This window comes from Mesorhizobium sp. WSM4849 (genome assembly GCF_055811385.1).
Genome location: NZ_JBVVPW010000038.1, coordinates 31,291 through 44,152 on the forward strand (window position 1 = coordinate 31,291; position 12,862 = coordinate 44,152).

Below are 12,862 nucleotides of genomic sequence, written 5' to 3' on the forward strand. Positions count from 1 at the left end.
GCGTGCGCGGTTTCGTGCGCGTGGCCAGCTGGCTCCGCCGGGCAGGTGCTGAAGGGCAAGGCTTCCGTCGTTGACGGGGACACGATCGAAATCCACGGCGAAAGCATCCGCTTCAACGGGGTCGACGCGCCCGAATCGGCGCAGGTCTGCCTGAACGGCGAAGGGAAGAAATACGGCTGCGGCGCGAAGTCAGCCGACGCACTTGCCTCGTATCTCTCGAAATCTTCGCCGACCGCTTGCGAATTCGTTGAACGGGACCGCTACGGGCGGTTTGTCGGCAACTGCTTCAGGGCAGACGGTGCCAGCGTGCAGGAATGGCTCGTAGCGAACGGTCACGCTCTCGACTGGCCGCGCTACAGCAACGGAACCTATGCCGGGAAGCAGAAGGAAGCGCGCGCCTCAAAGCGCGGCCTGTGGTCCGGATCCTTCGACCTTCCCTGGGAATGGCGGGCAAGCAGGAGCGAGCCTGCCACAGCCCTCCCGCTGCTTACCCCGCTGGCCGAAGTTTCAGCCGCAAGCGGCTGCAAAATCAAGGGAAACATCAGCGCGAAGGGCGAGCGCATCTTCCATGTCCCCGGACAGGAGCACTACGCCCGCACCAGGATTTCTGAAGGCAAGGGCGAACGCTGGTTCTGCAGCGACGCCGAAGCGGTTGCCGCAGGCTGGCGGCCGGCCCGCAAGTAGCGGCCGCATCAAGAACATTGTGAATCTCGCTGTGGGGGTGGGACTTGGCAGTAAAATTCGAGGCGCTTGAAAAGCTGAGGGAAAGACTTCGGGAGTCCAACCACGACTTCCGCGGAGGAACCGAAATCTTCTCGAGCCTTAACGTCGACAAGGTCGCTCGCGATCTCGATCTCATCGCCGCAGGGAAACGCCGCGGCGAGAGCAACCAGCCCGCCAAGGCATCCAGGAACCCGGACGACCTGGAGCACACGGTCATCGAGCTGGTCGAGGAAGAAAAGCGGAAATCCCACCAGACGATCGAGGACCAGCTGCAGTCCTTCTCGGGAAGGCTCGGCAGTCTCGAGTTCGACGAACAGTTCAGCGCTCTACGGCAGGCGAACGCGTCGGGACTGGCGGATTTCAAGGGCGAGATCGCCGTCGGCCTGGACATGCTGCACGGGCTGCGCAGGGCGCTCAACACGGCGGAAACCGAACATACCTGGTTCAAGGAGAAGCACGGACTTGTCCGGGCCGCGCGGCTGCACGAGGGACCCTGGCACATCTTCAGGTTCATGCTTCTCATCGTGATGTTCGGGCTGGAAACCATCGGCAACGCCAGCCTTCTCGCCACCGGCAACGAGCAGGGCTTTTTCGGCGGCATCATGCTGGCGTGGATGTTTTCGTTCCTGAACATCGTCGTTGCGGTGCTCGCGGCTGTGTTCTGCGCCCGGCTTGTGACCCACAGGTCGTGGCTGAGAAGAGCCGTCGGAGGCACGGCCATCCTCCTCTACCTGGCGTTCGCATTCGGGCTGAACCTCCTCCTCGCGCACTACCGCGAGGTCAGCACCAGGATGTCGGAAGACTGGACAGGAAACGCGGGAACCCTCGTGCCGACCAGCATGAGGGAGAACCTTTTCGGCCTGACGGACGTAAACTCGATCCTGCTGTTCCTGATCGGTTTCGTCTTCTCCCTGATCGCGTTCATCGACGGCTGCTTCATCGTCGATCCCTACTGGGGCTACTCAAGCGTCGAGAAGCGGCTCCGCTCCGCGCGCGAGGAATACGTGAACGCCAAGGCCGACCTGATCGAAACGCTGAAGGATACGCGCGACGACCATAACGAAAAGGTCGAGGACGTGGTCAAGCAACTCGGCAGCAGGAAGCGGGAATTCAACGCCATAGTGGACCACCGGGCGAGGCTTGTTTCACTGTTCGAGCAGCACCAGGTCCAGCTTGAGCGCGCCTGCAACCAGCTGCTCGCCAAATACCGCGAGGCCAACATTGAGGCGCGCACCGAACCGCCGCCGAAACATTTCTCGAACGCCTACAAGCTCGAACGCGTCAAGGTGAAGGTGTCGTCGGACGGGTCGTGGAACGATGCCGACCTGTCTGCCGACATCCGCACGGCGCAGGACGAGCTTTCTGCCCAGGTGAAGCTGATCGGGCTGGAATGCGAGAGGGGCATCGAAGAGTACAAGGCACTCGACAACCTCTTTCCGGATAGCATGAATGTCCAGACGACCGCGTAGGCGAAGCGCCGCCAGGAAAAGAAGCGGCAAAGGCCACGGTTCCACGATCCTGGGAATCGCCGGACTGGGCGTCGTGCTCGCCGCGATGGCCGCGGGCCTCGTTTTCCTCTTCGTCAAGTCGGGCGAAACGGTGGAGCTCGACCCCGACACGAACTGTCCTGTCGCCGGGCCGTCAAGCGCCACGGCGTTCCTTTTCGACACGACGGACCCGCTGTCTGAGGTCACCCTTAGCGACCTGAAGAACCATTTCAGGACCGAAGGATCGAAGGTCGGGCCGGGCGGGTACATCCGCATCGTCAGCTTGACCGCGGAGCCGGGGGAAGTCCTCACCTTGTTCGACGGCTGCAATCCGGGCGACGGGTCAACCGTGGACATCTGGACCAGCAATCCGAAGCGGCAGCAGAAGAAATGGGAAGAGGAATTCGGAAAACCGCTTGAAAAGCTCCCGGACGAAGTCGCCAACGGCTCGTCGGCGGACCAGTCGCCAATCATGGCGGCTATCCAGCAGGTCAAGCTGACGCTGTTCGACGCCGAAATATCGAGAAAGGCGGCGAAGCGCCTGATTGTCGCTTCCGACATGATCGAGCACACGAGCCTCTATTCGCAGTACCGGTCGAGCCTGGACTACGGCGCGTTCAAGGAGAGCAAGGCCGCGCAAATCTACGGCACGAGCCTCGACGGAATTGCCGTCAAGGTTCTCTACGTCAACCGCGAAAAGAAAGCCTTCAGCAGCCGCGAGCACGTGGAGTTCTGGGCAACGTGGGTCCGCGACGAAGGGGGCGACTGGGAAGAAGCCGAAAAGCTTGAAGGATTGAACTGATGGCAAGACGCCAAGGCTTTGCATTCCTGTCGAACCCCAGGCTGCCGCTGTTCGCATACGCCGGCGTCACGGTTTCGGGAATCCTGTTCATTGTCGCGTCGAAGACATACGGCATCGACAGGCTGGTCACAACTGCGACTCCGGTGTTGCTCATGCTCGCCTACGGCCTGCTGCCGATGTTTGTCGGCAGGCTCAGGCTCCACGACGAGCAGACAGGCGACAACCTGTACTACATGGGCTTCCTGTTCACGCTCACCAGCCTCGGCGTCGCCCTTTTCCAGTTCGGTTCTGAAACCTCGACCGATGAGATCGTCAGGAACTTCGGCGTCGCGATCACGTCGACGATCGCGGGCATCATGCTCAGGATCCTGTACAACCAGATGCGGCGCGATCCTGCCGACATCGAACGTTCCGCGCGGCACGAGCTGGCGACCATGACAAGGCGCGTCAGGGCCGAGCTTGAAAGCGTCTCGCGCGAATTCGCCGACTTCCGGCGCGTCAGCAACCAGATGCTGGAGGAAGGGTTCGGGGAGATCGCTGAACAGGCCGGCCGCAACGGCGAGCACATCAGGGCGTCGTTCGAAAAGATGGCGATGGAGGCCATAAAACCCGTGCAGGAGGCGTCGGGCAAGCTGGGAAACGCCATGGAGGAGAACTTCGGCAGGATCGAAACGCAGTTCTCCCAGATCGTGAAGAAGGTGGATTCGTCGGCGGAACTGCTCGATCGGGCGAACGGCGCGATGTCGGCGTCGGTCCTCAAGCTCGGCCAGCAGGCCGACAGCGTCGCCGGGAAGCTCGAGAAGGTCGTCATTCCTGACGAAGTCCTGAAAAACGAACTGGCACCGATGGTCAAGTCGCTGTCGGACGCCGTCGCCCAGTACGCCGTCAAGACGGAAGCCGCGTCGGTCGAGCAGCAGGCCCGGATTTCCGAGATCACGTCTGTCGTCCGCGAGATGGTCGAGAAGTCGGACAGGACCGCAGCGGCGGCGGAAAAATCCGCGGCGGCCGTCGAAAAGTCGATGGAGGCCGCGGCAAGCCAGCAGCGGGTCATGGAAGCGATCGTCAAGCTAATGCAGCAGCAGTCGCAGGAGACGAAGCAGCTGATGACCCGTCTTGTGGACAGAAGCGAACACGGTACGGCGCTCACGTCGGAGGCTGAAAAACTGATCGAAGATGCCGCGCAGGAATTTGTCGATCAAGGAACCGCATCCGTCGAACCGCCGCCGTATCCCGACACCTTCCGGACGCTAAACGGAGCGCCGCCTGCCGTCGAAGCCGAGGCACCGAGAAGAGCCTGGTGGAGCCGATGAACGGCCTCGGTTCAACGTCAGTCAACTTCGAGAGGAAAGGCTACGCACGCGGCCTGATCCTCGGCCTCACCATGGCCGAAACGATGCTGCTGCTCGTCTTCTGCCTCCTGCTGGCCGCCGGCGCGATCATCTCGAAGAAGGAAAAGGAAACCCAGGCAGCGCTCAAGGCGGTCGAGGCCGGTGAGGAACGCGTCCTGCAGGCCGAACTGGAGAAGTCGAAGGCGGAAAATGAGAGGGAACGGCTGCTTGCCGAAGTGGGGAAACTCATGCGGGCGGCAACCGGACGCCCGATTCCGGATGATGACTGGGACAAGCTGGTCACCGCCAGGAACGCCGCCTCCGCCATCGCCGAAACTGGGCTTACACTTGAGGAAGCCGTCGAGTACGCGGCCGCCACCAAAGTTCTGCGAGACAACGCCATCGTCGAAGAGATGGCGAAAGAACTCGTGTCCGCGATGAAGAAACTGGCGAAACACGGCATCTCACCGGAACAGGCGGCGGCAATGGCCGAATCCATGAAGGCTCTCAAGGACAGCGGCTATGCTGAGAAAACAGCCGCGGAACTGACGGCGGCATTGTCCAAAGCCGCAGACGGCGACGCCAAGTCGCATGAATGGCCGCCCATCATCAGTCTCAGCGAACTCGAGGGCTATAATTTCAGGGTCGGCAGCGCCGAGCTGTCAGAAACCTTCAGAACCAAGCTTAAGGACAAATCGGCGGAAATCGCGGAAACCGCCAAGCAGTATCGCGTCGACATCATCGAGGTAATCGGCCACACGGACGAACAGGTCATGGCAGGTGACTTTTCGAATATGGACAGCGGTCTAAAGCCAGTTCTCGACGGCGAGAAGCCGATCGGGTCGCTGCACCCGGCCGACAATGCAGGCTTGGGGCTCGCCCGAGCGATTTCGGTTGCAGAATTGCTCGAAAGGCTACCGGAACTAGACGGGTTCACCATTCTGCCGATGTCCGGCGGCCAACTCATCCTCCCCGGAGACAGGCTTACGGACGGCGCACAACGGGGTGACGTGAAAGCGCGGCGTCGCATCGAAATTCGGGTTCGTAAAAGGTCCGAGCAGCAAACGACCAAGATCCTTCCGCATTTTAGCGGCGGATAGCGTTGAAAATCCCGCCATTAGGTAGCAACTGCCACCAGAACTTCAACGGCCGATCTGGTATCCCTGAAACCAAGTTTCAGGGATCGGCGAAATGGGCGTGTCAGACGAGAAAGCAGTGACCGCCTGGATACGGCCATGAGAAAGCGGGCTTAGCAGTCACAGCGTTCCAAGACTAAGGGGGCATCGTGGATCAAAATACTAGGGCGTGTACTCATAAACGACGCCCAGTCGATGAACGGTGAGTGGCAAGCACGTTTCATCGGTTGCCCATGCCCTTTGCTCAATCGCCCCTTGGGACCCTCAAAGGTGGCTATTGAGCAAACTAGCCGACGCAGGCTTGAGAACTCATCGATTCAGGGCAGCGGGTTCGGCTTGTCACTGAGCGTGCGCAAGTACGCGATCAGGTCGACCCGTTCGGTCTCGTTCGGAACGCCAGGCGTCTCCATGTAAACGCCCGGCGTAGTGGCCATGGGCTCAAGCAAAAATTTGTTCAGGTCCTCGTACGTCCATACACCCTCCCAGCTCAGCAAGGCCTCGGAGTAACGCATATCTGCCATAGTTGCCTTGTCGCGGCCGACGACGCTCCACAAGTTCGGTCCTATTTTTTTCCCTCCCTTTGGCTCGGCGTTGTGGCAAGGCCCACACACGCGGGTGAAGTAGGTTCGGCCTTTCTCGACATTGGCAGAAGCCAACTTCATCGAGATCGGGGCTGGCGTCGGCAAGACGACGCCGTGCGACATGAGGTAGTCGGCAACTTCGCGTTGCCCCCCGCGTTTTGCCATATGGAGTGGTGTCTTGCGGTCCTCTGCCCTCGCATTCACGTCCGCGCCAGCCTCGACCAGTGCCTTCACGCAGTCGAGACAACCGAGATTGACGGCGGCATGAAGGGCGGGTTGGCTGCTGCCGTCGGCATTTGGATCTGCGCCCCCATCCAGCAATAGATTTAACAGATCGATCTTGTCTATCCCCATAGCCGCCATCAGCGGGGAACCAAGAGCCGTCTGGGCGTTGACGTCCGCACCCCGTTCTATGAGCAGTTTTGCTGCTTGGATGTGGCCCATAAAGACCGCGAGATAGAGCGGCGTTGCGCTTCCATCACTCTCATCTACATCAGCGCCCGCATCGAGCGCTGCCGTGATAGCCGCGACATCGCCCTCCATGGCGGCGGCGTGGATGGCGGCGGCATGCGATACAATCGGAATGTGCAAAAGCAGCAGTGGAATGAAAAGCAAGGACACGCGCATTTGGCATCTCCCAAGGCAAGTCGCAGTAAGCATCACGCTTTCAAGACTGCAAAAGTATAGGCGAATGCCTGAACTTAATAGCCTTGAAAGAATGAAAGTTTTCAGGAACCGGCCTACCATACTCGGTCGCCCCGCCTCGCCGATCGGATGACCATATCTGGAGGCGGAGCCAATATTTGAATGTGGGCTTGCCGGCGTGATTCAAGCTCCGAAAAGGAACCTGAACATGCGATACGCCTTTACCGACGCCGAATGGCTATTGATTGCCCCGATCCTTCCTTGCAAGCCGCGAGGGGTCCCGCGCGTGGATGACAGGCGCGTCCTGAATGGCATCTTCTGGGTCTTGCGGTCTGGAGCGCCCATGGCCAAGTGCTATGGACCATATACCACCTGTTACAATCGCTTTGTGCGTTGGCGCTGCGCGGGTGTTTGGGATCGTATCCTGACTGCCATCTCGCATCGAGACGATGCCGAGATTCAGATGATCGACAGCACGATAGTCCACGCTCACCAGCACGCGACATGCATCCAGAATGGCTCCGGCGAAGACCTTGGACGCTCCCGCGGAGGGCTGACGACCAAAATCCACGCCGTGGTCGACGCGAATGGTCTACCGCTCCACGTCTCAATCACCGGCGGTCAGCAGCATGATAGCCTGGTCGCACGCGCTCTGCTTAAGGGCTTACCGCGCGGCGGGATGGTTCTCGCCGACAAGGCTTACGACGCGACCGAGATACGAACGTTCGTGAGCTCACGTGGAGGCTGGGCGAACATCCCGCCCCGTCGGAACCGGCGTGGTCCAATCTGCTTCAGCCTGTACCTCTATCGCCATCGAAATCAGGTCGAACGATTCTTCAACCGGATCAAGCACTGTCGGCGCATCGCGACGCGCTATGAGAAACACGTCGCCAACTTCCTCGCCTTCGTTAAGCTCGCGGCCATCCGGCTCTGGCTTCGGGTTTATGAGTCCACGCCCTAGTCAGCTCGTCGAACGGAATCTTGTCCATCTGATCATAAAGATCGACGTGGTCCGCGTTGAGCACGATCACCAGCTGACCGAGCTGGCCATCACTTACAGCCTGGACTTCTGGGACTTCAACGCTTCGGTGGCGCCGTTCTTCGGGCATTGGGCCGGCGTGATGTCGCATCCTGCAATCCTTACTCACCACGCCATGACTTGGTGGCGCAGCCGCAAGCGTTCTCCCACGGCCGCACGATTCAGCAGCGCTTTAGGCGGCTAATCCAAGGAGGATATTGCAACGGCCTAAACCTGATTGTACCTTCCTGCGGTCACGCCGATGCGGGGAACTTCACTAGCTTATTAGGGAGCACAAGAAGAGAATACCGATCGCCACCGCGTTGTTATCCACACACACGACCAATTCCTGCTTAGACGTGCCGCGACCTGCTTGGCTCTCTGATCGTGGCGGTAGTAAAGCAGGCGCGGGCAGCGCGAGAAAGGTCGCAACATTCCCGACGTTCTATACCGTCATCATGTGGTAGTCTGGCCCGCATGACGACGCTTCATCTCAATTGGCGCGGAAGACGGTGAATCCGGCAAAGCCGAATAGAACGCATCCGCCGAAATGGATCGAGCCTCAGCTGACGCGCCTGGTCGACGAAGCGCCCAACCGCCCCGATTGGCTTCACGAAATCAAGTACGACGGATACCGCATGCACGCGCGGATCGACGGCAGCGACATCCGCTTGCTCACCCGCACCGGCCTCGATTGGTCGCATCGCTATCAAGCGACGATAGCGGCCCTCCGCGCGCTCCCGGTGAAAGAGGCATATGTCGACGGGGAGCTGTGCGCCGTTCGGGCAGACGGGGTCACCTCCTTCAGCCGCCTGCAGGCCGCTATGGACGAGGGGCGCACGGGCGATCTTGTCTTCTTTGCTTTCGATCTTCTGTTCCTGAACGGAGAAAGCATTGCGAAGCTGCCGCTCATCGACCGCAAGGCGCGACTGGAAGGCCTGTTTTCGACCGACATGCCCGGCCTGCGCTTCAGCGATCACGTGATCGGCGACGGGCCTGCGTTCCGCAAGCACGCCTGCCGGCTTGCACTCGAGGGCGCTATCTCAAAGCGGATCGACAGCGCCTATGCATCCGGCAATCGCGGCCTATGGGTCAAGTCAAAGTGTCTCAACAGAGAGGAATTCATCGTCGTCGGCTGGACCGATCCGACTGGAAACCGGCCGCATATCGGCTCGCTGCTTCTCGGCTACTACACCGATGATGGTCGTCTGCCGTACGCGGGCCGCGCCGGCACGGGCATCACGGTTGCAGAACTCAAGCGATTGGCTCGCCGGCTTGGGCCACTTCAGACAGCTCGAATGCCCCTCGACGTTCCGCCGCCGCGCGAGAGCCGGTTTGGCTCGCCGCTTGAGCTGTCGCGTGTGCATTGGGTCAGGCCTGAAGTGGTGGTCGAGGTCACCTATCTCACCTGGACGGAAGACAATGTCCTGCGCCAGGTCTCGTACCAAGGCGAGCGTGAGGACAAGCCAGCCCGGCAGGTGGTGCGCTCCCCGCCCTATCCCTGATCGACATCGGGGCGCCGTTTCGTTTCAAGTCACCCAACTTGCCCTACCTGCAGTGTGCCGGGGGGAAGGGCCTTGATCAGCGACTTCGCCGACACCGTAGGGTCGAGCCAATCCGCCCACGCGCTGCGATCGAGGATAACAATCTGCCTGTCATGATAGGGCGCGATATCGGGTCCAGGCTCCATCGTCAGCATGGTGAAGGCTTCGCCGACCTCCGGCGTGTCACGCCAGATTCCAGCAATGCAGAAGATCGGCTCGTCCTTCTTTGTGAAGAGCCACTTGTCCTTTCGCTTCTTCTTGGGGCCTATCGGATCGGTGAACTCGTAGAAGCCGTCCGCGACGATGAGGCACCGGTTCGACGAGAACTCCCGGCCCTCCGAACGGAAATTATAGACGGGCCGCTTGTTCGGTCCGGGCCAGCTCCAGCGACGTTGCATCATATCGCCTTCGCCTCGGACGCCCTCGATAGTCCTGATGATCGGCGCCACGTCAGTGATCTTGATGTCCTCGCGTGCCTCGATGTTCGGCGCACCTTCTCCGAAGCGGACCTTGATATTCAGGTCGGCGAAGTCCTCCACGATCGAAGCGACATCAACCATCAATCGATAGTCATTGCACATCAGTCCTCCGTTCCATCGCATTGCACCGCGATCGTGTTCTTGTAATGTTCTCGCGATTATGAGCGCGAAAGTTTTCGATTCCGACGCATTGCTCGACGAACGTCGCGTCATCATACGGAGCGACGGCGGCGATGTTGAGATGGCAGAGCTGCCTTGGCGCACGCCGGATCGCGGTAAACATGGACCCCTTCCTCTTCGCACGACAGCCACAGTGCGCGTCAGGGATGGCTGCCCGAACGGGTGAAGATCCCTTTGGGGCTTCAGCTCCGCCAGGCGTTGGCAAGCCCCGCAGGCTCATCTTGGCCGAATAGGTTGGCTCAACATCGAATTTTTGCTGATCGCGCAGAGGTCCTAAAGTGCCGTTGTTTCGGCGAGACGCTAGTGCATCAAGCCTGCCGATCGCAGGGCGTCCTCTATGACTTTTCGTATCCCCGCGGCGGAGTTGGGCTTCTGAGAAGGCTGGATGTTTGCACGTTTCGCAGAGTGAGGGACATTGGGAACCCCAGCCTTTGGGCTCGAGAAAGCGCGTGCGAAACCGGGCGCGAGCGCCTCGTTGTTGGCTTTTGCCGGCTTGATCTTCACATCTCGTTTTACGCACGGCTTCGCTATTCCCCAGAACCGCGCGATATGCCGGGTAGAGGAGATACCGACGTCCAGCATGTACGGTCCCCCAGCGCCAAGCGCGGCGTCGCCGGCCGTGTCAAGTGGCGTACCGTGGCCCATTCCGGCGATGCGATATTCCTCGATCAGCTCCTGCCCTTGGGCATTGCACCAGACGCGCCGTGAATGGCCATCCACCATTTCTGATCGGGTCGAACGTGCATCGAGTCCGTGAACGGCCCGCCATTGCGCAATGATCGCATCAGCGTTGGAAGAAGCTACGGTTTGATCGGCGGAGTCGTGCCAGACGGATATCGAGGGCCAAGGACCTTGGTGCGGCGAGGCATCGCGTAGGGCTTTCTGCAATTGCCGTTCCGAGGGCATGCCATGACCGCGCATGCGGTCGAAGGCCTCAGGGACGGTCTTCGCGCTTCCATACGGCAGGCCAGCGATGATCGCGCCGCCTGCAAAAATCTCCGGGTAGCAAGCCAGCATGGCCGATGTCATGGCGCCTCCGGCGGAGAGGCCGGTGATAAAGATGCGCCCACGGTCGAGGCCATGGGCCAGGACCATTGTTTCGATCATTTGGCGAATGGAAAGTGCCGCTCCGCCGTTCCGCTTTGTATCGCTGGGCACGAACCAGTTGAAGCAGCGGCTGGCGTTGTTTGCGCGTTGCTGCTCGGGAAACAGCAGGGCAAAACCTTCCTGATCGGCTAGTTGCGACCAGCCGGAACCATGGTCGTAACCGGCCGCGGTTTGCGTGCAGCCATGCAGCACGACGACAAGAGGCGCAGCTTCACTCAAATCGTCGGGAACGTGGATCCTCGCCCGCAAGGCGCCGGATTAGAGCCGAAATCGTCCAGATCCGATAACCGATCGCGGCCTTGGCCATTGGTCTGAAAACCCTGCCCGGCGCGGAATGCCGCAAGGCGGGTGATGGTGTCGGAGATTTTTCGCAAATCAGAATTCCTTAATTCCTCGTGGTCGGCCGCTAGACGGCCACGCTGCGCACAACGCACGGTCAGCAATATCGTTGCTGCACTGCACAATAACAAGTTTGAACTGTTGCGGAGCGCTCCAGGCACCTCCCGCTCCAACGGAGCTGGCGTAGGGATAGCGGCATTGCAGCCGATCCGGCCCCTTCGATTTAAATCTCCCTGGTCAAACCTGGTCAAACTTCTCCGTGTTCAAAGCTGGTCCTCAAAAAGAGGCGGGGACGCCGCGAACTGCACGATCCGCCGCTGGTGACAGATTCTGTCATTAGCTCGCTGCACTCGTACGCTAGCATCATTTCGTCCGCACGCACGGAGCTAGACTGGTTGATCGCTTCGCTGTCCAAGCCATAAGCACTGAGGCCGGACGTCGCCGATCGGCCTCAGTGCGAACGTCACCTCTAGCCCGGCCGTCGAAACCGAAACCTGCCGGTCCCCTGTCGGCCCCAATGCACTCATTTCGGAACATGCGAAGCCGACTAAAGTGGCGATTGGAAATCAAACCCACTGCGCCGCAGTGTTAATGGTTTATGCCTCTAAAGTTGCATAAAACGCGGTCTGGAACTTGAACATTCCGCTCAGGGCAGGCGCGCGGCCGCAAACTGTGATAGGTGCTCGTTGCACATATCCTGGTCGCCCAGAGTGCCTCGTTGTGGCCACGCCGACCAAAGGCGGAAAGATGTCGGCCTACACGCGTTGGCCCGTTGGCAAGGGCTGAAATTGCCTCTTGGCGTGCTCGGAGGTTAGGGCATGTGGAACGATGTCCCCATCGCAGTGTTAAATGACGAAAAGAGGGAGGCAATACGGTGGCTGATCTCAAAGAGACGGCATTGGTCGCGCGGCTGGCGGTGCGGCACGGGTTGTCAAGGGACGCGGTAGAAACCGTGCTGCGTGCCCTGCGCTCGGGCGGCGGTTCCATGGCGCAGTTCAGCCATGCCGAATTCGGCGGCATGTCGCAGTGGTCATCAGGCATGACAATGGTCGGCGACATGTTCAACGATGCGCTAAGGGCTAAGCTGAACGGTGTGGCCACGGATCTCGCAGCTTATCTGCGGGAGAATCCTGAGGTCGCCCGTAATGAACCTGCCGAAGTGAGCTATAGATCGCAGCAGCAGGTAGCTAAAAGTCGGCCGGGCGGACTCGGCACACCCTCATCGACCGGATCGCAGAACGATTTGCGCTACGCGATCTATCCCGACACACGGCGACTGGTCATCGAGGATGCCGGGCAGCGTACGATCTACGACACCGGCGATCACGTTATTTCGGGGATCGCCCAGGCGCAAAGTACGGATGCGACACTGACATTCCGCAGCCAGAACGGCCTTGTGCGGCTCTCGGAGCTGAAAAAGGTCGATGCTTAAGGTGTGGCCCCCATTAATGCGCTGCGGTGATGCTCGCGCCCCGCGCCATTCACCGCAGCGC

General features: G+C 60.2%; 11 protein-coding genes and 2 pseudogenes. 10 read left to right on the plus strand and 3 right to left on the minus strand.

Annotation, left to right across the window (positions count from 1 at the left end; genetic code table 11):
• Nucleotides 1-45: 45 nt before the first annotated feature.
• Genes AC0L3L_RS30640 through AC0L3L_RS30660 form a run of 5 tightly spaced genes read left to right on the plus strand, consistent with a single transcriptional unit; the run spans nt 46 to nt 5,440 of the window.
• Entirely contained in the window at nt 46-684 is a 639-nt protein-coding gene (locus tag AC0L3L_RS30640; RefSeq protein WP_473640833.1) for a thermonuclease family protein, read from the plus strand.
• A gap of 44 nt (nt 685-728) precedes the next feature.
• Complete coding sequence (locus AC0L3L_RS30645; RefSeq protein WP_473640835.1) at nt 729-2,192, plus strand: hypothetical protein; 1,464 nt, start codon at nt 729-731, stop codon at nt 2,190-2,192.
• On the plus strand, nt 2,173-3,012 hold the full coding sequence (locus AC0L3L_RS30650) for a hypothetical protein (protein ID WP_473640837.1): 840 nt from the start codon (nt 2,173-2,175) through the stop codon (nt 3,010-3,012). Before AC0L3L_RS30645 ends, AC0L3L_RS30650 begins: the two co-directional genes overlap by 20 nt.
• The gene (locus tag AC0L3L_RS30655; protein WP_473640838.1) at nt 3,012-4,322 is read left to right on the plus strand and encodes a hypothetical protein; all 1,311 of its coding nucleotides are present in this window, start codon (nt 3,012-3,014) and stop codon (nt 4,320-4,322) included. Before AC0L3L_RS30650 ends, AC0L3L_RS30655 begins: the two co-directional genes overlap by 1 nt.
• Nucleotides 4,319-5,440 carry an OmpA family protein gene (locus tag AC0L3L_RS30660; RefSeq protein WP_473640840.1) on the plus strand — a complete coding sequence of 374 codons (1,122 nt, stop codon included), beginning with the start codon at nt 4,319-4,321 and terminating at the stop codon, nt 5,438-5,440. The genes AC0L3L_RS30655 and AC0L3L_RS30660 overlap by 4 nt, the downstream gene beginning before the upstream one ends.
• A 353-nt stretch (nt 5,441-5,793) precedes the next feature.
• On the opposite strand, the gene AC0L3L_RS30665 is transcribed toward AC0L3L_RS30660, so the two are convergent.
• Nucleotides 5,794-6,684 carry an ankyrin repeat domain-containing protein gene (locus AC0L3L_RS30665; RefSeq protein WP_473640841.1) on the minus strand — a complete coding sequence of 297 codons (891 nt, stop codon included), beginning with the start codon at nt 6,682-6,684 and terminating at the stop codon, nt 5,794-5,796.
• Between the two features lie 226 nt (nt 6,685-6,910).
• Between AC0L3L_RS30665 and AC0L3L_RS30670 the strand changes: the two genes are divergently transcribed.
• The 3 genes from AC0L3L_RS30670 to ligD all read left to right on the plus strand — a co-directional run bounded on the left by AC0L3L_RS30670 (nt 6,911) and on the right by ligD (nt 9,225).
• Nucleotides 6,911-7,663 (plus strand): IS5 family transposase, encoded by a 753-nt coding sequence (locus tag AC0L3L_RS30670; RefSeq protein WP_473640843.1) that lies wholly within the window; start codon nt 6,911-6,913, stop codon nt 7,661-7,663.
• Nucleotides 7,647-7,925 carry a hypothetical protein gene (locus AC0L3L_RS30675; protein ID WP_473640845.1) on the plus strand — a complete coding sequence of 93 codons (279 nt, stop codon included), beginning with the start codon at nt 7,647-7,649 and terminating at the stop codon, nt 7,923-7,925. Before AC0L3L_RS30670 ends, AC0L3L_RS30675 begins: the two co-directional genes overlap by 17 nt.
• A gap of 307 nt (nt 7,926-8,232) precedes the next feature.
• Nucleotides 8,233-9,225, plus strand: a complete 993-nt coding sequence (gene ligD, locus AC0L3L_RS30680) for a non-homologous end-joining DNA ligase (protein WP_473640846.1) — start codon at nt 8,233-8,235, stop codon at nt 9,223-9,225.
• 29 nt (nt 9,226-9,254) lie between these two features.
• On the opposite strand, the gene AC0L3L_RS30685 is transcribed toward ligD, so the two are convergent.
• The gene (locus AC0L3L_RS30685) at nt 9,255-9,845 is read right to left on the minus strand and encodes an SOS response-associated peptidase (RefSeq protein ID WP_473640848.1); all 591 of its coding nucleotides are present in this window, start codon (nt 9,843-9,845) and stop codon (nt 9,255-9,257) included.
• Nucleotides 9,846-9,903: 58 nt separating this feature from the next.
• Between AC0L3L_RS30685 and AC0L3L_RS30690 the strand changes: the two are divergent.
• Nucleotides 9,904-10,002: pseudogene (locus AC0L3L_RS30690) on the plus strand (SOS response-associated peptidase family protein); the annotation flags it as partial.
• A 221-nt stretch (nt 10,003-10,223) separates the two neighbouring features.
• Here AC0L3L_RS30690 and AC0L3L_RS30695 read toward each other — a convergent pair.
• Nucleotides 10,224-11,404: pseudogene (locus tag AC0L3L_RS30695) on the minus strand (extracellular catalytic domain type 1 short-chain-length polyhydroxyalkanoate depolymerase).
• An 839-nt stretch (nt 11,405-12,243) separates the two neighbouring features.
• On the opposite strand from AC0L3L_RS30695, the gene AC0L3L_RS30700 reads away from it, so the two are divergent.
• Nucleotides 12,244-12,801 carry a hypothetical protein gene (locus tag AC0L3L_RS30700; protein WP_473640850.1) on the plus strand — a complete coding sequence of 186 codons (558 nt, stop codon included), beginning with the start codon at nt 12,244-12,246 and terminating at the stop codon, nt 12,799-12,801.
• The last annotated feature ends 61 nt before the right edge of the window (nt 12,802-12,862 follow it).

Excerpts from the sequence above, each read along its gene's own strand:
- AC0L3L_RS30650 (WP_473640837.1), top strand. The coding sequence starts at position 2,173 with ATGTCCAGACGACCGCGTAGGCGAAGCGCCGCCAGGAAAAGAAGCGGC.
- AC0L3L_RS30655 (WP_473640838.1), top strand. The coding sequence starts at position 3,012 with ATGGCAAGACGCCAAGGCTTTGCATTCCTGTCGAACCCCAGGCTGCCG.
- AC0L3L_RS30660 (WP_473640840.1), top strand. The coding sequence starts at position 4,319 with ATGAACGGCCTCGGTTCAACGTCAGTCAACTTCGAGAGGAAAGGCTAC.
- AC0L3L_RS30665 (WP_473640841.1), bottom strand. The coding sequence starts at position 6,684 with ATGCGCGTGTCCTTGCTTTTCATTCCACTGCTGCTTTTGCACATTCCG.
- AC0L3L_RS30670 (WP_473640843.1), top strand. The coding sequence starts at position 6,911 with ATGCGATACGCCTTTACCGACGCCGAATGGCTATTGATTGCCCCGATC.
- AC0L3L_RS30675 (WP_473640845.1), top strand. The coding sequence starts at position 7,647 with ATGAGTCCACGCCCTAGTCAGCTCGTCGAACGGAATCTTGTCCATCTG.
- AC0L3L_RS30685 (WP_473640848.1), bottom strand. The coding sequence starts at position 9,845 with ATGTGCAATGACTATCGATTGATGGTTGATGTCGCTTCGATCGTGGAG.